Genomic DNA, 21,040 nt, shown 5'->3' with positions numbered 1-21,040 from the left:
GGGCGGAGGCCCTGAGCCCGCAGATGAAGCCTGTTTCGCGCCGTTCCCTGCTGGCCGGGCTTGCGGCACTGCCGGCAGCCCCGGCATTGGCGGTAACCACCCCGCCCGCCGTGGATGCGGCCCTGGTCCTGGCCGTGGACGCATCGGCCAGCATTGACCGCGGTCTGTTGGATTTTCAGTTGCGCGGCCATGCCGCCGCCTTCCGTCACAAGGCGGTGGAGGAAGCCGTTTCCCGAACGGGTGGCAATGGCATCGCCGTGATGCTGGCACAGTTTGCGGGGCCGGAGACGCTGACCACCCTGGTACCCTGGCGCGTGCTGAAATCCGGCCCGGATTGCGAAGATTTCGCCGCCACCATCGATGCCGCACCCGGTGTTTTCATGGGCGGGGCCACGGCCCTGGGCAGTGCGGTGGTGCAGGCCGTGGCCCTGTTGGACGCGGCACCCTACCGGACCGAAAAGCGCACACTGGATATCGTATCGAACGGGTTCAGCAATGCCGGCGTCGATCCGCGTTCGGCCCGTGGCTATGCCGCCGGGGCCAATGTCACCGTCAATGGTCTGGCCATCCTGAACGAATATGACTGGCTGGAAGAGTACTTTGCCGAGAACGTCATTGCAGGGCGGGGGTCATTTGTCCGCACCGCCGACAATCTGAACAGCTTTGCCAACGTGCTTCTGGGCAAGCTGGTGACGGAGATAGTTTAAACAGAACCGGGGCGGGTTTCGACGCCCGCCCCGGTCTGTCACGTCGTTACGTCCCTGATCAGGCCTGCTTTTCAGCCGGTTGACCGCGCGTCTTGTACAGCGAGTAGAAAACGCCCGCCGCCAGCAGACCGAAGGTCACGGACAGCGAAATGGCGGGGTCCAGCTTGCCATAGATCTGGTTCCAGAAAATCTTACCACCGATGAACACCAGCACCACGGCCAGCGCGTATTTCAGATAGTGGAAGCGGTGAACCATGGCGGCCAGCGCGAAATACAGCGCGCGCAGACCCAAGATGGCGAAGATGTTGCTGGTATAGACGATGAACGGGTCGGTCGTGATTGCGAAGATGGCGGGAACGCTGTCCACCGCGAACACGATATCGGCGAATTCCACCATCAGCAGGGCCAGGAACAAGGGCGTGGCCCAACGCACCACCTTGCCTGTCTTGGGGTCCGGCTGCTTCACGAAGAAGGCGTTGCCGTGCAGTTCGTTGGTGACGCGCATGCGGCGGCGCAGGAAACGGACCATAGCATTGTCGTCCAGCTTCTTATCGTCCTTGTCGGCGATAAACAGCATCTTGGCACCGGTCAGGATCAGGAAGCCGCCAAAGATATAGAGAAGCCAGTCGAACTCGGTCACCAAGGCCGCACCCAGGCCGATCATGATGCCGCGCAGAATGATCACGCCCAGGATGCCCCAGAACAGCACCCGGTGCTGATACAGGCGCGGGATCGCGAAATAGCCGAAAATCAGAGAGATAACGAAGACATTATCCATGGCCAGCGCCTTTTCCAGCGCGAAGCCCGTGAAATACTGCATGCCCGGCGTCGGGCCCAGATACCACCAGACCCAGCCGCCGAAGGCAGCCGCGATGGCGATATACAGCGCGGACAGCACAAGGCTTTCCCGCACGCCGATTTCATGGTCGTTCTTGTTCAGGACGCCCAGGTCAAAGACCAGAAGGGCAATAACGATGGAGATGAAAACCAGCCAGAGCCAGAGGGCCTTGCCCAGAACCGGCTCAAGCATGATCGTGGCGAGAAACTCCATGGGAGTGCCTCCAATAGATCAGCCGAGTGCTTGCGTCAGCGACGAGGGTTCTATCCGACATCGCAGCCAACGCCTTGGCTGCCAGAGGGGCCCGGATGTGCCTGATGTAGGATGGGCTTTCAGGCCTTCAAGGGGTGCGGTGCAAAATTTCCCGCACCTTGGCGATGCGCGCAAACCGGAAGAAGGCGATGATGGCCGCCAGTTCCAGGCCATACAGGCCGAACACCCAATAGCCCTTGAGGAAGAAATACCGGAACAGATTGATGGGAAATTCCGTCATGGCCCTGAACGCCCCATACCGGCGGCCCTTGCCACGCGCCACAATCTCTTCGGCCTGCGCCGTTGAATAGCGGTTCAGTTTGGCGATCAGGTCGCCGTGATGGCGGATGGAGTAATGCGCAATGATCGGCGACAGGGCACCGACCCGGCCGCTATGCATTTCCACCGCATCATGGGTGATACTGTCGGCGAAGCGCCCATGGCGGCGGTCGTAGAGCCGGATGTAATTGTGACGGGGGGCAAAGCGGTGGGGCCGTGCCTGTCCGGGCAGAGCCATGACAGTGCGGATGCGGTAACCCTGTAATGTCGGCTGGCCGCCCGCGAACAGCGCACGCACCGCCCCTTCCAGCGCTGGCTCCGGCACCTCGTCCGCGTCCAGGTTCAATAGCCAGTCATGTCGGCACTGTTCCTCGGCAAAGCGCTTCTGCGGGCCATAGCCGGGCCAGTCATGATGAATGACCCTGGCACCCAGCGACCGGGCCAATTCCTGCGTACCATCGGTACTGCCGCTATCCACCACCAGCACCTCTTCCACCCAATCGGCCACGGCGCGGATGACGGGGCCGATACGATCAGCCTCGTTCAGGGCGATGATGAAGACGGAGAGGGGCAGTTTCTGGGGCATGATCCGGATATAGCATATTCCGTCCCACCCCTCACCCTGGTCGACGGGGGCCAGATGATGGCCGTAGGGGAAGGTGGTGCCACGGCCCTATCCCAAAGGTTAGGTTGTGATCTAGTGGCGCGCGCCGTGTCATTTTGCAATGGTAATTGATATATGCAACATGCATAAGGCAGTTTTGCAAAATGCATTATGTCAATGGAAGGTAAACACACACCCCAAAGCCGCAGAAATCCTCAACTTCCCGGAGGCGGCACCACTTGGCATCCCGCCTGCAATCCTCGGTTGGCATGAAGGCGACAACGCCTCACACCGACGAACCGATGGAGACCGACATGAACAAGTTCTTCGCCAAGACCGCCGCCGCCGCCGCTCTCGCCGCCGCCATCGCCGCCCCCGCCATGGCCCAGAACGCGTCCGGCACGATCCAGCTGAAGGGCAATGTCGCTCTGTCCTGCACCATCGCCGTCCAGGACCTGAACCAGTCGCTGGCCCTTAAGGCCGGTGAAACCGCCAAGACGGTCGGTTCGGTCACCGAGACCTGCAATTCCGGCTCCGGCTACAAGATCACGCTGGCCTCCGCCAATGCCGGCAAGCTGAAGTCCGGCAACTTCACCATCGATTACTCCGTCAATTATGACGGCCAGGGCGGCGCCCTGACCAGCCAGATGGTCGTTGACCGCTCTACCGCCCAGTTTGGCAAGAAGTCCGACCTGAAGGTCACCATTGCCGCCTCCGACCAGTATATCGCCGGCGACTATGCCGACACCGTCACCGTCACCATCGCCGCCAAGTAAGGCGTTCAGTTCCCAACCAAGTTTCGTCGGGCAGTTCTAGCCTGCTCCCCCGTCCGGGCAACCGGACGGGGGCTTTTTCATTTCGGGGTGACCGCAGGCCGGCAATGGCCTATATCCACGCGCGACGTCATCGTTGGACAGGCTTCCCACCCGTGTCAGATTTTGAAACCAGATTTGGCGAACCGCTGGCCAAGGTGATGCGGCATTTCGATGAGTTGCGCGACGGTCTGGCGTCGGGCGCGCTCAGCGGTGATGCCTTTGTGAAGGCCAGCCAGGAATATGCCGAGTTGGAACCTGTGGCCATGGCTATCACCGAGATGCGCCGCGCCCATGCCGACATGGCCGAGCTGGAGGCCATGGCCACCAGCGAGGACGCGGAGATGCGCGATCTGGCGGCCGACGAACTGGCCGAGGCCAAGCGCCGCCTGCCCGAACTGGAACGCCGTATCCTGCTGGCCCTGCTGCCCAAGGATGAAGCGGACGAGCGCAACGCCATCCTGGAAGTGCGCGCCGGCACCGGCGGGGATGAGGCCGCCTTGTTCGCTGCCGAACTGTTCGAGATGTACAAGCGCTATGCCGCCGCCCAGGGCTGGCGGTTTGAGACCATGGATGTCAGCGAGACGGGCATCGGCGGCTATAAGGAAGCCAGCGCCACCATCACGGGGCGCAGCGTGTTCCGCCGCCTGAAATTCGAATCGGGTGTCCACCGGGTGCAGCGTGTGCCAGCCACGGAGACGCAGGGTCGCATCCACACCTCAGCCGCCACCGTCGCGGTCCTGCCGGAAGCCGAGGAAGTGGATATCCATATCGATGAGCGCGATCTGCGCATCGATGTCTTCCGCTCCTCCGGCCCTGGCGGGCAGTCGGTGAATACCACCGACAGTGCGGTGCGCATCACCCACCTGCCCACCGGCATCGTGGTCAGCCAGCAGGACGAGAAAAGCCAGCACAAGAACAAGGCCAAGGCCCTGAAGGTGCTGCGCGCCCGCCTCTATGAGGCCGAACGCCAGCGTCTGGCATCCGAACGCGCCGCCGACCGCAAAAGCCAGGTCGGGTCGGGCGACCGCTCGGAACGCATCCGCACCTATAATTTCCCGCAAGGGCGCATCACCGACCACCGCATCAACCTGACCCTCTATGGCAAGATTGACCGGTTCATGACCGGCGAGATGGACGAGGTCATCGACGCCCTGATCGCCCAGGAAGAGGCGGAGCGGCTGGCGGAATTGCAGTAGAACCCGATTTTACGTCCCGATCAGGCCCAGTTCCGGGCTGGAGGCCTCCGCCCGCAGGCGCTTGGGGATGCGACCCGCCAGACGCGCCATGCGCCCACCCTCTACGCCGGCCCGCATGGCGGCTGCCATCATCACGGGATCGGTGCTTTTCGAGACGGCGGTGTTTAGCAGGACGGCATCGCAACCCAGTTCCATGGCGAGCGCCGCATCGCTGGCGGTGCCAATACCGGCATCCAGGACCACGGGCACGCTGCTGTTCCGGCAGATCGTCTCGATATTATACGGGTTCAGAATGCCCAGGCCCGTGCCGATGGGCGCCCCCAGCGGCATGACGGCGGCACAGCCGACATCGGCCAGCCTGCGGCAGACGATGGGATCGTCGGTGCAATAGGGCAGGACCACGAACCCATCGCGCATAAGCTCATCCGCCGCGCGCAGCAGCTGTTCCACGTCGGGATACAGCGTCTCCCGATCGCCGATCAGTTCCAGCTTGATCCAGTTGGTGTCCATGGCTTCGCGCGCCAGTTGCGCGGTCAGGACGGCGTCCTTCACCGTGGAACAGCCGGCGGTATTGGGCAGCAGCCAGACCTTCCCCGCCACCAGATCCAGCAGCCCCTCCCCATAGCCCGTAAGGTCAGAGCGGCGGACGGAGACGGTGAGGATTTCAGCGCCTGACGCTGCCAGACTGTCCAGGAACACCTGCTGGTTGGGATAGCCGGCGGAACCCAGGAACAGCCGGGACCGGAAGCTTTTGCCCGCGATCTTCAGCGGATCATTCATCTCAACCACCTTGCAGGACCTTGACGATTTCCACCCGGTCACCGGGGGAAAGGATGGTATCGGCCCAGCGCCCGCGCGGGACCACGGTATCGTTGAGGGCAACGGCAATGCCGCGCGCACCCGGATCAATCCCTTCCACCGCCATCACGGCGGTCAGGGCGTAGTTGTCCGGTTCCAGGTTCTTGCCATTCACGCTGATCATTGCACGTTCCCCCTATGCGGCACGCGCCGCATCGAAACGGCCAGCCCCGAACGGGGCGATATGCGGATCGACACGCCCGGTCAAGACCAGATCGGCGATGGCGTCCGCGGTGATGGGGGCCAGAAGGATGCCGTTGCGATGGTGGCCCGTGGCCAGCACCAGCCCCTCCAGACCTGCCGCCGGCCCCAGGATGGGCGCATCGTCGCGGCAGCCGGGCCGGTGGCCTACCCACATTTCCCTTACCGGCAGTTCCTCCACCCCCGGCAGGGCCCGCCAGGCGGCGTCCAGCAGGGCCAGAACCCCGCCTGCGGTCATCTGTGTGTCAAAGCCCTTTTCCTCTGTCGTCGCCCCGATGATCAGGGTGCCATCGGTGCGCGGCACCAGATAACATTTGGGCGCCCACACGACATGGGACAACAGCGGGTTTGCCGGGTCCATGGCCAGCGACATCATCTGGCCCTTCACGGGCCGCACGGGCGGCGGGTTGGCCTGTCCGGGGACAAGGCGCGACCAGGCCCCTGCCGCCAGCACGACCGTATCGGCAGTGACGGTACGCTCACCCAGGACCACACCCGTCACCCGTCCGCCCTGCACATCCAGGGCTGTGACATCCACGCCCTCATGCAGGCGGGCACCTGTGCGTTCCAGCGCCACGCGCAGCGCGGCGGCGACCAGCCGGTTATCCACCTGCCCGTCCTTGGCGCTGAACACGCCGGCGGCCGTGCGTGGGTTCAGGAAGGGTTCCTTCTCCTTGGCCGCCGCCCCCGACAGCCAGACAAGGTCCAGACCCAGCCCGCGCTGGAACTCATAGTTGGACCGCAACAGCTCCACCTCGTCCCGCGTGCTGGCCACGACCAGCGTCCCTTCACTGCGTAGGCCCACGGGCAGGCCGGTCAGCGCCTCCAGCTCAGCCGCGAAGCCCGGCCAGCGGGCCTGGCTTTCCAGGCAGAGCGGCAGCAGGCGCTGCTCCCCCGGCTCCGCCTCGACCCCGGCGGCCAGCATGCCGGCGGCGGCCCGTGTGGCCCCCTGACCGGCACTGGCACGGTCGAAGATATCGACAGACGCCCCGGCCTGGGCCAGACGCCAGCCGATGGCCATGCCGATGATGCCGCCGCCGATGATGGCGACGCGCGGTCTGTCAGGTTTGTGCAGCAAACTCATTTTCGCCTTCTCCCTTCGCCGGCATGACCCGGATCAGGTTCGATGGGTGTGATCTCAGCCACCCGTTTCTGGAACAGGCGGCACCCCAGGGTCCATGCGCTATGTCATGGGCCTGTCACGTTCGGAATGCAAGTGGATGGGCGCTGCCATAACAATCTCCCCTGATCGTAACCGATCAAGGGAGATTTCATGTTCCCTCATGCGCCGGGCTGGCGGTCGCCAGCCTCCGATCTGCCAAGCGTCAAACCCTTGGCAGATCGGTATCAACTCCGCCCCGCCGGGATCGCGCTTGACCATTGGCGGCGCTGGGCATATTTGCCCCCATGGGGACAGTCCCGTCCCGCCCCTTCTGCCCGGACCCCGCACCCATGTCGCTGCTGCCCATCCTCACCATCCCCGACACCCGCCTGAAGGCGAAGTGCAAGCCCTTGACCAATGTTGATGGCCGCGTGGCGACGCTGATGGATGACATGCTGGAGACCATGTACAAGGCCCCTGGCATCGGACTGGCGGCACCGCAGATCGGCCTGCTGGAACGGGTCATCGTCGTGGACGTGTCGGAGAATCGCAGCGACGCGCTAGCCATGGTCAATCCGGAACTGATCTGGACGTCGGACGAGCAGGCCATCACCCAGGAAGGTTGCCTGTCCATCCCGGAGATCTATGCCGAGGTGACGCGGCCCAAGATGGTGCGCGTGCGCTATGTCGACCGGGGCGGCGAGGTGCGGGAAATGGATGCCGACGGCCTGCTGGCCACCTGCATCCAGCATGAGATCGACCACCTGAACGGCGTGCTGTTCATCGACCATCTGTCGTCGCTGAAGCGCAACATGCTGCTGCGCAAGTATAACAAGGCGAAGAAGTAACGCCTCCGCCTGCCCCCTTCTGAAAGGTGCCCCATGCCGCTGCGTCTCGCCTTCATGGGCACGCCGGATTTTTCCGTCTCCATCCTGGATGCGCTGGTTGCATCCGGGCATGAGGTCGTCTGCGTCTACAGCCAGCCGCCGCGCCCTGCCGGTCGGGGGCAGCAGCTACAGGCCAGCCCCGTGCATCGCCGGGCAGAAGCCCTGGGCATCCCCGTCCGCACGCCGAAAAGCCTGCGCAAGGCAGAGGAACAGGCGGAATTCGCGGCCCTGAACCTTGATTGCGCCATCGTTGCCGCCTATGGTCTGATCCTGCCGCAGGCCATCCTGGATGCGCCGCGCCTGGGCTGCGTCAATGTCCATGCCAGCCTGCTGCCGCGCTGGCGCGGGGCGGCCCCGATCCAGCGGTCGATCCTGGCCGGGGATGCACAGACCGGCGTGACCATCATGCAGATGGATGCCGGGCTGGATACCGGTGCCATGCTGCTGAAGGATGCGCTGCCCATCACGGCGCGGATGAATGCCGCCGATCTGCATGACGCGCTGGCCGCCATGGGCGCACGCCTGATGGTGCAGGCGCTGCCCGGCATCGCCGATGGCACCCTGACGCCCGTGCCGCAGCCGGAAGCAGGCGTGACCTATGCCGCCAAGCTGTCCAAGGAAGAAGGACGGCTGGACCTGACCCGCCCGGCGGTGGAACTGGACCGGCAGGTGCGCGGCCTGACCCCCTGGCCCGGCACCTGGATCGATCTGGCCAATGGCGAGAAGCTGAAAGTGCTGGAGGCGACGGCGGTGGACGGGTCGGGTGAGCCGGGAACCCTTCTAGACGCCGCCCCCACCCTGGCATGTGGTCAGGGCGCCCTGCGCCTGATCCGGGTGCAGCGGGCGGGCAAGGGACCGGTCGATGGTGCCGCCTTCCTGCGCGGTTTCCCGCATCAGATGGGGCAAAAGATTACAGCGTAGGTTGATACGGGCGGCCCCACGTCCCTGTCGCCAGGGTTTCATACCCATGCTAGAATTCTTCTAAACAAGGACCTTCCCCCCGCCCTTGGCAGAGGACGGGGGAAGGTCCATTGGCGGCCGGGTGTTCCGACCGTCCCTGACATGTTGGCGGGCCGACGATAACAAAGGCGGAGGAAACCCCATGTCCAACCCAGGCAACCCGGCCAATCCCGGCACGCCACCCGATTTCTTCACGCGTTTCCCCATGCAGGAGGTAACCAGTGCCGCGCTGGACGCCGTGCTGGCGGAGGAGGGGGCCCCGCCGCTGACCATCCTGTTCCTGTGGGGGCGCGACTGTCCCAATTGCGACATTGCCAAACATGCCATCCTGTCCGCCCCGCCGCGCTTCATCTGGCCGGAGGTGCGGTGGCTGCATGACAATGTCTATGACGACATGGAGATGGCGAACCGGTTCAGCCTGCATGGCATCCCCGTCTTCTTCGTGTTCCGGGGCAAGCGGTTGATCGGCAAGATGACCAGCTGGCCCGGTATCGGCGATTTCACCAATGTCATCGCCGGCCAGATCGCCGCCTTGCCGGGATATCACCCGCCGTCGGGCCGCCCGAAACTGACCCTGGTGAAGGGCTGAAAATTTTCCGGCGGTGTCATGTCGGGATCGCGGCCCCTGTCCCGTCCTTGGGCTATCGGGACAGGCAAGAGACCTGCCCCCGGCTTGCGAACCCCAAGGAGATGACAATGCGCGTGATGGTGATCGTGAAGGCCACGGAAGACAGCGAGCAGGCGCGGATGCCGTCCATGGAACTGCTGACTGCCATGGGTGCCTTTAACGAGGAACTGATCAAGGCCGGCATCATGCTGGCGGGTGATGGGGTGAAGCCCACCGCCGCCGGTTATCGCATTGCCTTTGATGGCGAGGACCGCACGGTGCGGCCCGGCCCGTTCGGCCCGGCGTCCGAACAGCTGGCCGGTTTCTGGATCTGGCAGGTGAGAGACATGGAAGAGGCGTTAGCCTGGGCCAAGCGCTGCCCCAACCCGATGCCGGGCCCCAGCGAACTGGAAATCCGCCCCCTCTATGAGGAATCGGATTTCATGTAATACCAATCCGCCGAAGGTTTGACCTTCGGCGGATTGGAGGCTGGCGACTGCCAGCCCGGCGCTCGTGCGCCGTGAAGCCAAGCTGCCGGATGGCAGCGCCCGGCGACTGAGGGCCGCCTTGATACTGACCATCGGTCAGTATCAAGGCGGATTGGTATAATGGGGCCGGGTCACGGACCGGGGTTACTGCCCGCTGGGCTGCGCGCCGGTCCGGGCCCTGAAGGCGCGGAGCTGAACGTTGAAGCGTTCGGCAAAAATCTGCATGGCCGTGACCGTCAGGTCGTACTGCTGGATCAGGGCCAGATATTCCTGGCCCGAAATGCGGTTCAGGCTGGCCTTCACCAGCGTGTCCAGGCAGGCATTGAAGGCTTCCGACTGCGTGACATAGGTCTTCACGGCCACCTGTGCGTCGCGCATTTCCGCCTCGGTCGCGGTCTTGCCATCGGGCAGTTTACCCGGCATCTGCGGGCGGGTGCAGCCGGGTGCCGCAGCGGCGGCAGCCTTGGCCTGCGCGTCCTGCTGCTTCACCACCTCACCCATGGTGGGCAAGTTGCTGGCCGCCGGCAGCTGCACCGCCGGGGCGGCCCCTGCAGGGGCGCGGGCTGCAGGCTGATCGGCCTGCCGGGCAATTTCGCCCATGGTCTGGCCGACGGGGCGGTTGGTGTCCTGGTTGGCGGCCAGGGCCGGCAGGGTGGCCAGGGTCAGGGAAGCGGCGAACAGGGAACGGGTCAGCAGGGACATGGTAGGGTGAATGCTCCAACGCGGGACCAGCCAGCAATGCGGCGGAGTTAGGCACAGCTGACCGCAGCTTGCAAGCAGGCGAAATGCCCTTCCTTCGCCGCAAACCCGTGTTAAACAGCGAACAGAGCGTGATTGGGACGGGTTTGGGGATGATCGGCGTCTTTGATTCGGGCCATGGCGGGCTGACGGTGCTGCGGACCTTGCACGCAACCCTGCCGACCCATGATTTCCTGTATCTGGGCGACCATGCCGACGCCCCCTATGGCGACCGCCCGCCAGAGGAGATTTACCACCTGACCCTGGCCGGCGTGTCGCGCCTGTTCGACCGGGGGGCCGGACTGGTCATCCTGGCCTGTAATACCGCCTCCGCCGTGGCCCTGCGCCGGTTGCAACAGACCTGGCTGGACCAGGCCTGGCCGGGTCGGCGTGTGCTGGGTGTGCTGGTGCCCATGGTGGAGGCGGTGACAGGTCAGCCCTGGATGGCCGATATCGCCGCCAGCCGGCAGGCGGGAGAGCCGCGCACCATCGGCATTTTCGCCACCAGCCGCACCGTGGACAGCGGCGCCTATCCCCGCGAAATCGCGGCCCGCGCGCCGGAGGTGCGGGTGGTGCAGCAGGCCTGCCCCGATCTGGTCCCCCTGATCGAGGCAGACGCCGATCCCGCCCGCCTGCGCGACGCCGTCAACCGCTATGCCGACGGTTTGATGACGCAGCTACAGGGCGTGCCGCCGCAAGCCGTCATGCTGGGCTGCACCCATTATCCGCTGGCCGCCGACCTGTTCACCGCCGCCCTGCCACCGGGCGTGGAGGTGCTGTCACAGCCCGACCTGACCGCCAAAAGCCTGTCCGCCTACTTGGCCCGCCACCCGGAATTCGACCGGCCAGGCCGGGGCGAGGTCGGCTTTCTGACCACAGGCGACAGCGCGCGCATCACCGATCTGGCCACCCGTTTCTTTGGCAAACCGGCACGGTTTGCGCGGGTGTAATCACAGCCCCAGCGCCGACAGCAGGGGCGCATCCACCTTGTTGCCAATCCCGCTCAGGTTACTGTCCTTGCGGAACCGGTCGGCACCCTTCTGGCTGTTATTGCCCCAGATGCCATCGGCGGTGCCGACCTCGGTATAGCCACGGCTGTTCAGTGCCTGCTGTACCGCCTGGATCGTACTCTTAGCGTTGGGGTCGCGCACGCTCTGCCCGGCCAGGACCTTGCGGACCTTGTCCAGCCAGGCGTTGCGATCGTCCAGACCGTTCAGGCCACCATTGATCTTCTTTACGACGCCGTTGAAATCGCCCGTGTCGCAGATCGGGTTCAGGCCCTTCCAGGCCCAGAAGCCGCAGGCCACCCGCAGCGCATTTTCCGGTGCCGCCGCCAGATCGGGATTATTGACCAGATCCAGGCCCGCCGCCTGCCCCACGGCGGTATAGGCGTCGCGGCCCGTCAGCTGGATATAGCCGCGTCCCCGGTACAGATAGCCATCGCCCGGCTGGGTATTGCCCATGCGCCCGGCATAGACATTGTTGGCCAGCGCCTCGGGATTGTTCACATAAGGCTGGGCCGATGCCTCCGTCGGGAACCGGCTGGGCCAGACAGCGCAGAGGCGGGCGGCGGTGGAATAGTTCAAATTCTCATGCGTGATGGTGCAGCCGCCCGATTCATGCCCGACATTGGCCAGAAAATAGGGCAGCCGGTTATCCTTGCCCGCATCCGAAAACCCAAAGGACCCGAACAGCCCGTCCGCCTGCGCCGCCATCTGGGCCAGATGATCCTGCGGGGCCTGGGGGAAAAGCTGCGTGAACATGCCGATATCCATGGGGACGCCCCTGATCCGATGCCGAAACAGGGCTCAGGATGCATCTCCACATGGATCGCATTCAATAGTTATTCGCCAATAACGTTGCCCTGATCGTATGCATTACTCAGTTCACCCGCTCCCGGTCGTCAGGATCGCGGGCCAAGACCTCGCGCTTGCCGGCGTGGTTGGCGCGGCTGACCACGCCTTCCTTTTCCATGCGTTCGATCAGGCGGGCGGCGGAATTGTAGCCGATGCGCAGATGGCGCTGGATGAAGCTGGTGGAGGCCTTGCCCTCGCGCGTTACCACGGCCACGGCCTGATCGTACAGATCGTCGCCCGTCGGTTCCCCGCCCTTGCCGCCCTCACCACCACCACCGGCCTCCGACGGGTCGAACTCTTCCTCTTCCTCGGTCACGGCATCGACATAGGACGGTTCGCCCTGGGCCTTCAGGAAGCGGACGGCCTGCTCCACCTCCTCGTCCCGCACGAAGGGGCCGTGGACGCGGGTGATGCGACCGCCGCCGGCCATGTACAACATGTCACCCTGGCCCAGAAGCTGTTCGGCGCCCTGTTCGCCCAGGATGGTGCGACTGTCGATCTTGCTGGTGACCTGGAAGCTGATGCGGGTGGGGAAATTGGCCTTGATGGTGCCGGTGATGACATCCACCGACGGGCGCTGTGTCGCCATGATCAGGTGGATGCCGGCGGCGCGTGCCATCTGGGCCAGACGCTGGATCGCCGCTTCGATATCCTTGCCCGCCACCAGCATCAGGTCCGCCATCTCGTCGACGATGACCACGATATAGGGCAGCTCCGTCAGGTCGATGGGCTGTTCCTCATAGATCGGCTTACCCGTATCGGGGTCAAAGCCGGTCTGCACGCGGCGGGTCAGCACCTCGGCGTTCTGGCGTGCCTCTTTCAGGCGGGCGTTGTAGCCGTCGATATTGCGCACGCCCAGCTTGGACATGTTGCGATACCGGTCCTCCATCTCCCGCACCGCCCATTTCAGGGCGACGACGGCCTTTTTCGGATCGGTGACGACGGGGGCCAGAAGGTGCGGAATGCCCTCGTAGATGGACAGTTCCAGCATCTTGGGATCGACCATGATGAAGCGGCACTTGTCCGGCGGCATCCGGTACAGGATGGACAGGATCATGGTGTTGATGGCCACCGACTTACCCGAACCGGTGGTGCCGGCCACCAGAAGGTGGGGCATGCGGGCCAGATCGGCGATGACGGGGCCGCCGCCAATATCCTTGCCCAGGACAAGGGCCAGTTTCTGCTGGCTCTTCTCATAGGCATCCGACATCAACAGTTCGCGCAGGTAGACGGTCTCCCGCCGCTGGTTCGGCATTTCGATGCCGATGACATTGCGGCCCGGCACCACGGCCACGCGCACCGATACTGCCGACATGGAGCGGGCAATATCATCGGCCAGACCGATGACGCGGGAGGATTTGACGCCGGGGGCGGGTTCCAGTTCGTAAAGGGTGACGACGGGGCCGGGGCTGACCTTCACGATTTGGCCGCGCACCCCGAAATCCTCCAGCACGCTCTCCAGCATCTCGGCATTGCGCTGCAACGCCTCCTCGCTCATCAGCGGGCCGACGCCGTGGGGCGGCAGTTGCAGGATATCGACAGGCGGCAACTCGTAATCGCCGCGCGCTTCTGGTTCCAGCAGCAGGTTGGCCTGCCGGGCCTTCTCCACCTTGCGCGCCACCTCGGGCAGGGGCTTGGGTGCCGGGGCCACGACCGGCGGCGCGTGACGACGGCGTTCTTCCGATGCTGACGGTGGCGGATCGGCGGACACCTCACCAGACGGGGCGACATTGGGGGCTGCTGCCGCCTCCGGTCCGAGGCTGCCTAACGAGGGGGCAACACGGGTGGCGGTCGCGGCCACCGGGGATGCCGCATCCTTCCCGGCGGCACCGGGGCGCAGGCGGGACAGCAGGCCCGCGGCCTTGGCGCGCATGTTTTCGGCCAGGGCCGGGCGTGTGGTGTCGGCATCCGGCTTGGCATCCGTGACTGCCGGGGCATCGCGCCAGCGCGGGGGGGGGGCCGGCGGCGGCACCGCCGCTTCTTCGTCCTCATCCTCGCCGGTCAGCCGGGCATTCTTGAAGCGCCCGGCCTGATGGCCCAGGCCCCGGAAGAACTCCGTCACCTCCCACAGCCGGATATCCAACGCCCACAGGCACAGGAACAGGGCTGGGATCAACAGGACCAGACCGATCAACGGGCCTGACACGCTGCCGGCCAGGGCCACCACCAGATTGAGGATCGGCTTGACCAGCAGGGCACCCGCCGGGCCGCCCCAGGCGGCATTGCCATTGGCCAGACAGACCATGGCCATAGCCATGATCAAGACCGCCGCCAGGGCCAGCGGCACCCGCAGCGCAATGTTGCGCACGGGCCGGTGCCGGAACACGCGCCAGCCCCAGCCCAGCAGGAACAGGGGCAGCAGATAGGCGGCATAGCCCAGCGATTGCAGGAACAGGTCTGACGTGTAGGCACCAGGCGTGCCCAGCAGGTTGCGCGCCATGGCCTTGTCGGTGGGCACCGCCGTGCTCCATGACGGATCGCGGCTGTCATAGGACAGGAAGGAAACCAGCAGGGCCAGACCCATCAGGATGATGACCAGCCCCACACCCTCCACCACGCGGCGCAGGGCGAAGGCCAGCATGCCCTCGGGCAGCAGGCTCGACTTGCGCGGTCCCAGCCCGGGGCCGGGTGCGGGACCACGCGGGGGCACGCGGCCTTGGGGCGGTGTCTGGGGTGCGGGGCGGCTCGGCATGGGCGCTCGTCCGGTCAGCGGGTCGAAAAGGATCAGGACAGGATGCGGGCCAGCCGTTCCATCGACCGGGCCACATTGTCAGCATCATGAACAAGGGCGACGCGGATATAGCGGTCGCCCGGATTATAGCCATCTTCATGCGGCTGGGTCAGGTAGGCACCGGGCAGCACCTTGATGGCACCTTCCCGCCACAGGCGCTTTGTCGCCTCCTCTCCGTTGGCGGCCACACCCGTGACATCCAGCCACAGAAAGAAGCCAGCGTCCGGCCGGTAGTAGCCCAGCTTGCCCGCCAGCACCGCCTCCGCCGCGTCGACATTGGCGCGGTAATGGGCGCGGTTGATCGCCACATGCGCATCATCGGCCCAGAGTGCGGCGGACGCGGCCAGCACCGGCAGCGGCATGCCCGCCAGCGAATAGGCACGCAGCCGCGCAAACCCCGCAATCAGGGCAGGATCACCCGCCATGAAACCGGAACGAAGCCCGGCTGCACTGGATCGTTTTGAAAGCGAATGAAAACACAGCAGATTGGAAAGCGGGTTCTCCCCGCCCAGCTCGCGGGCCGCATCCATGCCGCCGGCCGGCGCGGCATTGTGCCAAAGCTCGCCATAGCACTCGTCCGTGACCAGGGTGAAGCCATGGCGGCGGGCGAGCGTCAGGGCACGCTTCAGATAGTCCAGGCTGGCCACCGCCCCTTGCGGGTTGGCCGGCGTGCAGAGGTAGAACAGGGCAGTGCGTTCCCAAATCTCTTCCGACACGCTGTCCAGATCAGGCAGGAAACCCGTCTCCTTTGTGCCATCCAGCATAACCGGTTCGGCCCCCGCCATCAGGGCGGCACCCAGATAGACGGCGTAGAATGGGTTGGGGATCAGGACGACGGGCCGCCCGCCGGCCTTGGTCTTGGGCACCACCAGTTGTGGCAACTGATACAGCGCCTCACGCGTGCCGCAGACGGGCAGCACCGCCTTGTCGGCGGGCACGAAGCCGTCGGGCAGGTTGAAACGGCGCGACAGCCAGGCCGCTGCCGCCGCCCGGAATTCCGGTGTGCCGGCGGTCGGCGGATATTTGGCCCAGGCGGCGGGTGCCGATGCCGCCAGCATGTCGGTCAGCAGGGAGGGCGGATTATTCTGTGGCTCCCCGATGGTCAGGATGCTGGGCGCGACATTGGCCAGCGGCGTGACATCGGATAGCAAGGCCGCCAGCCGGGGAAACGGATATTCCGGCAGGGCCGACATCATCTCGTTACGGCTGGGCGCCTGAAGGGAACTGGCGGCGTCGAACATCATGGCCCTTGCTGCTGGCAAAGCATCAGTATGGCCGCACGGCAGGCGGCGGATTCCAGTCCAAGTGTAGCCGCCGCCCACCCCCGGCACAAGCAGCCCATTCAGGGCGGCCGGGGGCGAAGAATCATCTTGTTACAAGGGCTTGTGGATAAACCTTGAGAAAAACGTTGAAAACCTTCGTAAGCCCTTGATCCGAATCATAAATTTTGCATGAACGAATCAGGAAAACCCGTTCGCGGAAGGTTCCGCGAACGGGCTTGAATGCCTTTGTATGACTGGATAGTGCCGCCCCTTAAAGGGCGTCGCCATTCTGTTCACCGGTGCGGATGCGCACGGTCTGCACCACGTCCAGGACGAAGATCTTGCCATCGCCGATGCGGCCGGTATTGGCGGCCTTCTGGATGGCGTCAACCACGCTGTCCGACAGCTCATCCGTGACGGCTACTTCCACCTTCACCTTGGGCAGGAAGCTGACGGAATATTCAGCGCCGCGATAGATCTCAGTCTGGCCTTTCTGACGGCCGAACCCCTTCACCTCCGAGACGGTCAGGCCCTGGATGCCAAGTCCCGTCAGGGCCTCGCGCACCTCGTCCAGCTTGAACGGCTTGATGATGGCCACGACGAGCTTCATTGCGCTCTCCCTTTCCTCTGCATGGAACAGATCAAGACTAAGGATGCCGGCACCGGCGCAACACCGGTGTCCCGGCAGTCTAACTTACAAGAACCGTGCCGCGTGCCATTTCCATGGTGTTCGGCGCGAAAAACCTGGGTCCCCCACAAGGCCGCCTGGGGATTCGGCGCGCACATGGGCAGATGCTGATTAAATTTTGTGCAACAGCTGCGACGCCGCGCCATCTGGACAGGCTAATGGGCTTGCGCCAAGTTAACGACCGCCCAAAAGAGCAGCCAGATCCCGGAAAACGCATCATGTCCGTGCAGCATGCCGATCATCAGGCCGATGTCATCATCGTCGGCGGGGGCCTTTCCGGCCTGACGCTGGCCTGTGCGCTGGGAACCGCCGGTGTTTCCACCCTGGTCATCGACCGGGAACCGGCGGAAGACACGTTGCAGCCCGATTTCGACGGGCGCACCACGGCCATCGCCTATGGGGCCGGAACCGTGCTGATGGGGGCTGGGGTCTGGGACCATCTGGATGGCAATGTCGGGCCGATGCTGGATATCCGCGTCACCGATCAGTCATCGCCCCTGTTCCTGCATTACGACCATCGGGAGGTTGGCGACCGACCCTTCGGCTGGATCATTGAGAACCGGGTACTGCGCCATGCGCTGTATCGCCGGCTGAAGCAGTTGCCCGCCGTCACGCATCTGGCACCTGCCACGGTCACGGCCATGGTGCGCGACAATGCCGGTGTGCGTGTCACCCTTGCCGATGGGCGGGTTGCCGCCGGCCGGCTGGTGGTGGGGGCCGACGGCAAGAAAAGCTTCTGCCGCGAACAGGCCGGCATCAAACAGATCGGCTGGTCCTACAAGCAGCACGCCATCGTCTGCACAATCCGCCATACCGGCCCACATGGTGGCGTGGCGGTGGAACAGTTCCTGCCCGCCGGCCCCTTCGCCATGCTGCCGCTGGCCGGCGGCCACCATACCAGCATCGTCTGGACCGAGCCGTCGGATCGTGTCGACTTCTACATGAACCTGTCGGAAGAACGGTTCACAGAAGAACTGCAATTGCGCGTGGGCGACTGGCTGGGCGATGTCACGCCGGTGGCGGGCCGCTGGGCCTGGCCGCTGGGCTTGGCCCATGCCGAACGCTATATCGACACGCGCCTGGCGCTGGTCAGTGAAAGCGCCCATGGCATGCACCCGATTGCGGGCCAGGGCCTGAATGTCGGCATCCGCGATCTGGCCGCTTTGGCCGAGGTGGTGGTGGATGCCATCCGGGTGGGGCTCGACCCCGGTGCGCCCGATGTGCTGGAACGGTATCAGCGCTGGCGTCGCACCGACACGGTCACTCTGCTGGCAACCACCGATGCCCTGGTCCGGTTGTTCAGCAATGATATCAAGCCGCTGGGCCATGCCCGCCGCCTGGGCATGGCGGCCATCAACAATCTGGCCCCGCTGAAGCCTGCCAAGCAGTTCTTCATGCGTCACGCCATGGGCATTGTCGGCGAGTTGCCGCGTCTGGTGCGGGGCGAGGCGCTGTAAGGCGCCCAGCCGTCAATCCTGCTTGCGCGTGAACGCGACGACGCCGCGCATCATGCGTTCCATATCGCGGATCAGGTCCGCCTGCCGGGCCTGACGGCGCTGCGCATCCGTCTGGTCCTCTGTTGCCACTGCGGGCCGGCGCCCGCCGGCCTGTTCATGATCATCCGTTTCCATCGCCACCCACCTCAGCAAACGGCCCCCGCCGCATACGATAGTCCGCCAGTGTTGCAGGGGTGGCAATCCGCCTCCTGCACATGGCTGGCGTCAAAACGTCGCGGAGCCGACACGAAACCGCAACAGACAGATGCACACATAAAGATATCTTTATGCTTGCCCGCAATCACTCCGCCTGATACATCCTGCATCAGACGCGGCGGTCATTGTGGCATGCCGCTGCTTTGCATTCTGTAAACGCCAAGATCAGCACCCGCAGGGGTGCGACCGGAGCCATCCATGACCGCCTTCACCGATTACAAGGTCGCCGACATCTCGCTCGCCGGCTGGGGCCGCAAGGAAATCACCATTGCCGAAACCGAGATGCCGGGCCTGATGGCCCTGCGCGAGGAATATGGCGCGTCCAAGCCGCTGGCCGGTGCCCGCATCGTCGGCTGCCTGCACATGACCATTCAGACGGCAGTGCTGATCGAAACGCTGACCGCGCTGGGCGCCACCGTCCGCTGGTCCTCGTGCAACATCTTCTCCACCCAGGATCAGGCCGCCGCCGCCATTGCCGCCGCCAACATCCCGGTTTTCGCCTGGAAGGGTGAGACGGAAGAGGAATTCTGGTGGTGCATTGAGCAGACGCTGCGCGGCCCGGATGGCTGGACCCCGAACATGATCCTGGACGATGGCGGCGACGTCACCCAGATCATGCACGACAAGTACCCGGAAATGCTGGCCGACATTAAGGGCCTGTCGGAAGAGACGACGACGGGCGTGCATCGCCTGTATGAGATGGTGAAGGCCGGCACCCTGAAGGTCCCCGCCATCAACGTGAATGACAGCGTCACCAAGTCGAAGTTCGACAATCTGTATGGCTGCCGCGAGTCGCTGGTGGACGGCATCAAGCGCGCCACCGACGTGATGATCGCCGGCAAGGTCGCTGTGGTCGCCGGCTATGGCGATGTGGGCAAGGGTTCCGCCGCCTCGCTGCGCACCCAGGGTGCCCGCGTTCTGGTGACGGAGATCGATCCGATCAACGCCCTGCAGGCCGCCATGGAAGGCTATCAGGTCGTCACCATGGAAGATGCCGCCCCCGTCGGCGACATCTTCGTGACCGCCACCGGCAATGTGGACGTCATCACGCTCGACCATATGCGCGCCATGAAGGACCGCGCCATCGTCTGCAATATCGGCCATTTCGACAGCGAGATTCAGATCGCCTCGCTCCAGAACTATGTCTGGGACGAAGTGAAGCCGCAGGTCGATGAGGTCGTGTTCCCCGATGGCAAGCGCCTGATCGTGCTGGCCAAGGGCCGTCTGGTGAACCTGGGCTGCGCCACCGGCCACCCCAGCTTCGTGATGTCCGCCAGCTTCACCAATCAGGTGCTGGCCCAGATCGAGCTGTGGCAGAACCATGCCAAGTACGAGAACAAGGTCTATGTGCTGCCCAAGCACCTGGACGAGAAGGTGGCCCGCCTGCACCTGGACAAGATCGGCGCGAAGCTGACCCAGCTTTCGCAGAAGCAGGCCGACTACATCGCCGTGCCGGTCCAGGGTCCGTTCAAGCCCGACCACTACCGCTACTGATATCGGTGCCCATACCGGGTGCCGACATGCGAACCCCCCGCCGGGCGACCGACGGGGGTTTTTGCCTTTAAAAGCATTCCCTTCTTACCCCGCCCCTTTTGCCGCCCTTTCCCGGTCAGCGGCCTCATAGAAGCCCATCTGGTCTGCATGGGCCTTTTGAAAGGCGGGGCGGGCGATGATACGGGCCACATAGGCCTCGGTCGCGGGCCGGTCGCCGAAGGCCCGCACATCCCGCACCCGCAGCACGTCTGCCATCAGCAGGTCTGCGACAGTGAAGCGGCCGGCGGCCAGCCATTCGCGCCCGCGCAACACGGCCTCCAACTGATCCAGGCGCTTGGTCACCCAGCCGGTCAGTTCATTATCCTTGCGGCCTGAGATACCCAGAAACCACCAGGGCACACTGACCATCTCGATGGAGTTCAGGGCGGCCAGGGTCCATTGCAGCGTCTCCGCCTCCCCCACCGGATCGGACGGCATCAGGGTGGCGCTCTTGCGCGCCAGATGCAGCAGGCCAGCACCGCTTTCAAACAGTTGCAGACCGCCATCGTCCAGAAACGGCACCTGCCCAAAGGGCTGCCGGTCAAGATGGTTGGTGTCCCGGTCCTCAAACCGGATGGTCCTTACCGCATAGGGCAGGCCCGCCTCTTCACACGCCCAGCGCAGACGCAGGTCGCGGACAAAGCCGCGCGGGCCGTCGGGCACCCAATCCAATGTCCAGATGGTCAGTTCGCTCATGATATCAGGCCTTGTGATGGGGACGCCCGA

22 protein-coding genes and 1 riboswitch are annotated in these 21,040 nt (G+C 64.6%); of the genes, 10 read left to right on the top strand and 12 right to left on the bottom strand.

Translation table 11 applies throughout. The features are described 5' to 3' along the window. Positions 1 to 23 precede the first annotated feature (23 nt). Entirely contained in the window at positions 24 to 707 is a 684-nt protein-coding gene (locus ABC729_RS16405) for a DUF1194 domain-containing protein (protein WP_495608611.1), read from the top strand. 58 nt (positions 708 to 765) lie between these two features. Here the strand turns inward: ABC729_RS16405 and ABC729_RS16400 are convergent, their stop codons facing one another. Together ABC729_RS16400 and ABC729_RS16395 are read right to left on the bottom strand one after the other, a co-directional pair. Next, positions 766 to 1,758, bottom strand: a complete 993-nt coding sequence (locus tag ABC729_RS16400) for a TerC family protein (RefSeq protein ID WP_495608610.1) — start codon at positions 1,756 to 1,758, stop codon at positions 766 to 768. Positions 1,759 to 1,885: 127 nt separating this feature from the next. After that, positions 1,886 to 2,662, bottom strand: coding sequence for a glycosyltransferase family 2 protein (locus tag ABC729_RS16395; protein ID WP_495608609.1), 777 nt, complete (start codon positions 2,660 to 2,662; stop codon positions 1,886 to 1,888). 332 nt (positions 2,663 to 2,994) lie between these two features. Between ABC729_RS16395 and ABC729_RS16390 the strand changes: the two genes are divergently transcribed. Together ABC729_RS16390 and prfA are read left to right on the top strand one after the other, a co-directional pair. Next, positions 2,995 to 3,456 carry a hypothetical protein gene (locus ABC729_RS16390; protein ID WP_495608608.1) on the top strand — a complete coding sequence of 154 codons (462 nt, stop codon included), beginning with the start codon at positions 2,995 to 2,997 and terminating at the stop codon, positions 3,454 to 3,456. Positions 3,457 to 3,608: 152 nt separating this feature from the next. Then, positions 3,609 to 4,691 (top strand): peptide chain release factor 1, encoded by a 1,083-nt coding sequence (prfA, locus tag ABC729_RS16385; protein ID WP_495608607.1) that lies wholly within the window; start codon positions 3,609 to 3,611, stop codon positions 4,689 to 4,691. Between the two features lie 9 nt (positions 4,692 to 4,700). Here the strand turns inward: prfA and ABC729_RS16380 are convergent, their stop codons facing one another. The 3 genes from ABC729_RS16380 to thiO all read right to left on the bottom strand — a co-directional run bounded on the left by ABC729_RS16380 (position 4,701) and on the right by thiO (position 6,834). After that, the gene (locus ABC729_RS16380) at positions 4,701 to 5,471 is read right to left on the bottom strand and encodes a thiazole synthase (protein ID WP_495608606.1); all 771 of its coding nucleotides are present in this window, start codon (positions 5,469 to 5,471) and stop codon (positions 4,701 to 4,703) included. A 1-nt stretch (position 5,472) separates the two neighbouring features. Then, positions 5,473 to 5,673, bottom strand: coding sequence for a sulfur carrier protein ThiS (gene thiS, locus ABC729_RS16375; protein WP_495608605.1), 201 nt, complete (start codon positions 5,671 to 5,673; stop codon positions 5,473 to 5,475). A 12-nt stretch (positions 5,674 to 5,685) separates the two neighbouring features. Next, positions 5,686 to 6,834 carry a glycine oxidase ThiO gene (gene thiO, locus ABC729_RS16370; RefSeq protein WP_495608604.1) on the bottom strand — a complete coding sequence of 383 codons (1,149 nt, stop codon included), beginning with the start codon at positions 6,832 to 6,834 and terminating at the stop codon, positions 5,686 to 5,688. After that, positions 6,827 to 6,932, bottom strand: a riboswitch (TPP riboswitch). (Overlaps the previous gene by 8 nt.) Positions 6,933 to 7,202: 270 nt before the next feature. Between thiO and def the strand changes: the two genes are divergently transcribed. The 4 genes from def (at position 7,203) to ABC729_RS16350 (ending at position 9,755) form a co-directional block, all read left to right on the top strand. Then, positions 7,203 to 7,700, top strand: a complete 498-nt coding sequence (gene def, locus ABC729_RS16365; protein ID WP_102113445.1) for a peptide deformylase — start codon at positions 7,203 to 7,205, stop codon at positions 7,698 to 7,700. Between the two features lie 33 nt (positions 7,701 to 7,733). After that, complete coding sequence (gene fmt, locus ABC729_RS16360; RefSeq protein ID WP_495608603.1) at positions 7,734 to 8,660, top strand: methionyl-tRNA formyltransferase; 927 nt, start codon at positions 7,734 to 7,736, stop codon at positions 8,658 to 8,660. Between the two features lie 181 nt (positions 8,661 to 8,841). Then, positions 8,842 to 9,288 (top strand): YbbN family protein, encoded by a 447-nt coding sequence (locus ABC729_RS16355; RefSeq protein WP_495608602.1) that lies wholly within the window; start codon positions 8,842 to 8,844, stop codon positions 9,286 to 9,288. Positions 9,289 to 9,395: 107 nt separating this feature from the next. Beyond that, a complete protein-coding gene (locus tag ABC729_RS16350) occupies positions 9,396 to 9,755 on the top strand; it encodes a YciI family protein (RefSeq protein ID WP_495608601.1) in 360 nt (119 codons plus the stop codon). A gap of 183 nt (positions 9,756 to 9,938) precedes the next feature. Here the strand turns inward: ABC729_RS16350 and ABC729_RS16345 are convergent, their stop codons facing one another. Beyond that, on the bottom strand, positions 9,939 to 10,496 hold the full coding sequence (locus tag ABC729_RS16345) for a hypothetical protein (RefSeq protein WP_495608600.1): 558 nt from the start codon (positions 10,494 to 10,496) through the stop codon (positions 9,939 to 9,941). Positions 10,497 to 10,645: 149 nt separating this feature from the next. On the opposite strand from ABC729_RS16345, the gene murI reads away from it, so the two are divergent. Then, positions 10,646 to 11,482, top strand: a complete 837-nt coding sequence (gene murI / locus ABC729_RS16340; RefSeq protein WP_495608599.1) for a glutamate racemase — start codon at positions 10,646 to 10,648, stop codon at positions 11,480 to 11,482. On the opposite strand, the gene ABC729_RS16335 is transcribed toward murI, so the two are convergent. From ABC729_RS16335 to ABC729_RS16320, 4 genes are all read right to left on the bottom strand, one after another. Further along, positions 11,483 to 12,307 carry a glycoside hydrolase family 19 protein gene (locus ABC729_RS16335; RefSeq protein WP_495608598.1) on the bottom strand — a complete coding sequence of 275 codons (825 nt, stop codon included), beginning with the start codon at positions 12,305 to 12,307 and terminating at the stop codon, positions 11,483 to 11,485. It abuts the gene before it with no gap. 106 nt (positions 12,308 to 12,413) lie between these two features. Next, positions 12,414 to 15,080: a DNA translocase FtsK gene (locus ABC729_RS16330; RefSeq protein ID WP_495608597.1), complete on the bottom strand. Its 2,667-nt coding sequence runs from the start codon at positions 15,078 to 15,080 to the stop codon at positions 12,414 to 12,416. 32 nt (positions 15,081 to 15,112) lie between these two features. After that, positions 15,113 to 16,363, bottom strand: coding sequence for an aminotransferase class I/II-fold pyridoxal phosphate-dependent enzyme (locus ABC729_RS16325; protein ID WP_495608596.1), 1,251 nt, complete (start codon positions 16,361 to 16,363; stop codon positions 15,113 to 15,115). Between the two features lie 289 nt (positions 16,364 to 16,652). Continuing rightward, entirely contained in the window at positions 16,653 to 16,991 is a 339-nt protein-coding gene (locus ABC729_RS16320; protein WP_102112969.1) for a P-II family nitrogen regulator, read from the bottom strand. 296 nt (positions 16,992 to 17,287) lie between these two features. On the opposite strand from ABC729_RS16320, the gene ABC729_RS16315 reads away from it, so the two are divergent. Further along, positions 17,288 to 18,526: a UbiH/UbiF/VisC/COQ6 family ubiquinone biosynthesis hydroxylase gene (locus ABC729_RS16315; protein WP_495608595.1), complete on the top strand. Its 1,239-nt coding sequence runs from the start codon at positions 17,288 to 17,290 to the stop codon at positions 18,524 to 18,526. Positions 18,527 to 18,538: 12 nt separating this feature from the next. On the opposite strand, the gene ABC729_RS16310 is transcribed toward ABC729_RS16315, so the two are convergent. Next, the gene (locus ABC729_RS16310; protein ID WP_495608594.1) at positions 18,539 to 18,700 is read right to left on the bottom strand and encodes a hypothetical protein; all 162 of its coding nucleotides are present in this window, start codon (positions 18,698 to 18,700) and stop codon (positions 18,539 to 18,541) included. A 279-nt stretch (positions 18,701 to 18,979) separates the two neighbouring features. Here ABC729_RS16310 and ahcY point away from each other — a divergent pair, with 279 nt between their 5' ends. Further along, on the top strand, positions 18,980 to 20,275 hold the full coding sequence (gene ahcY, locus ABC729_RS16305) for an adenosylhomocysteinase (protein ID WP_495608593.1): 1,296 nt from the start codon (positions 18,980 to 18,982) through the stop codon (positions 20,273 to 20,275). Between the two features lie 84 nt (positions 20,276 to 20,359). On the opposite strand, the gene ABC729_RS16300 is transcribed toward ahcY, so the two are convergent. After that, positions 20,360 to 21,010: a glutathione S-transferase family protein gene (locus ABC729_RS16300; RefSeq protein WP_495608592.1), complete on the bottom strand. Its 651-nt coding sequence runs from the start codon at positions 21,008 to 21,010 to the stop codon at positions 20,360 to 20,362. Positions 21,011 to 21,040: the final 30 nt, after the last annotated feature.

Source organism: Niveispirillum sp. CC-CTL257, assembly GCF_059489915.1.
The sequence above is the reverse complement of the archived record's forward strand: the minus strand, read 5'-3'. Positions and strand labels throughout refer to the sequence as shown.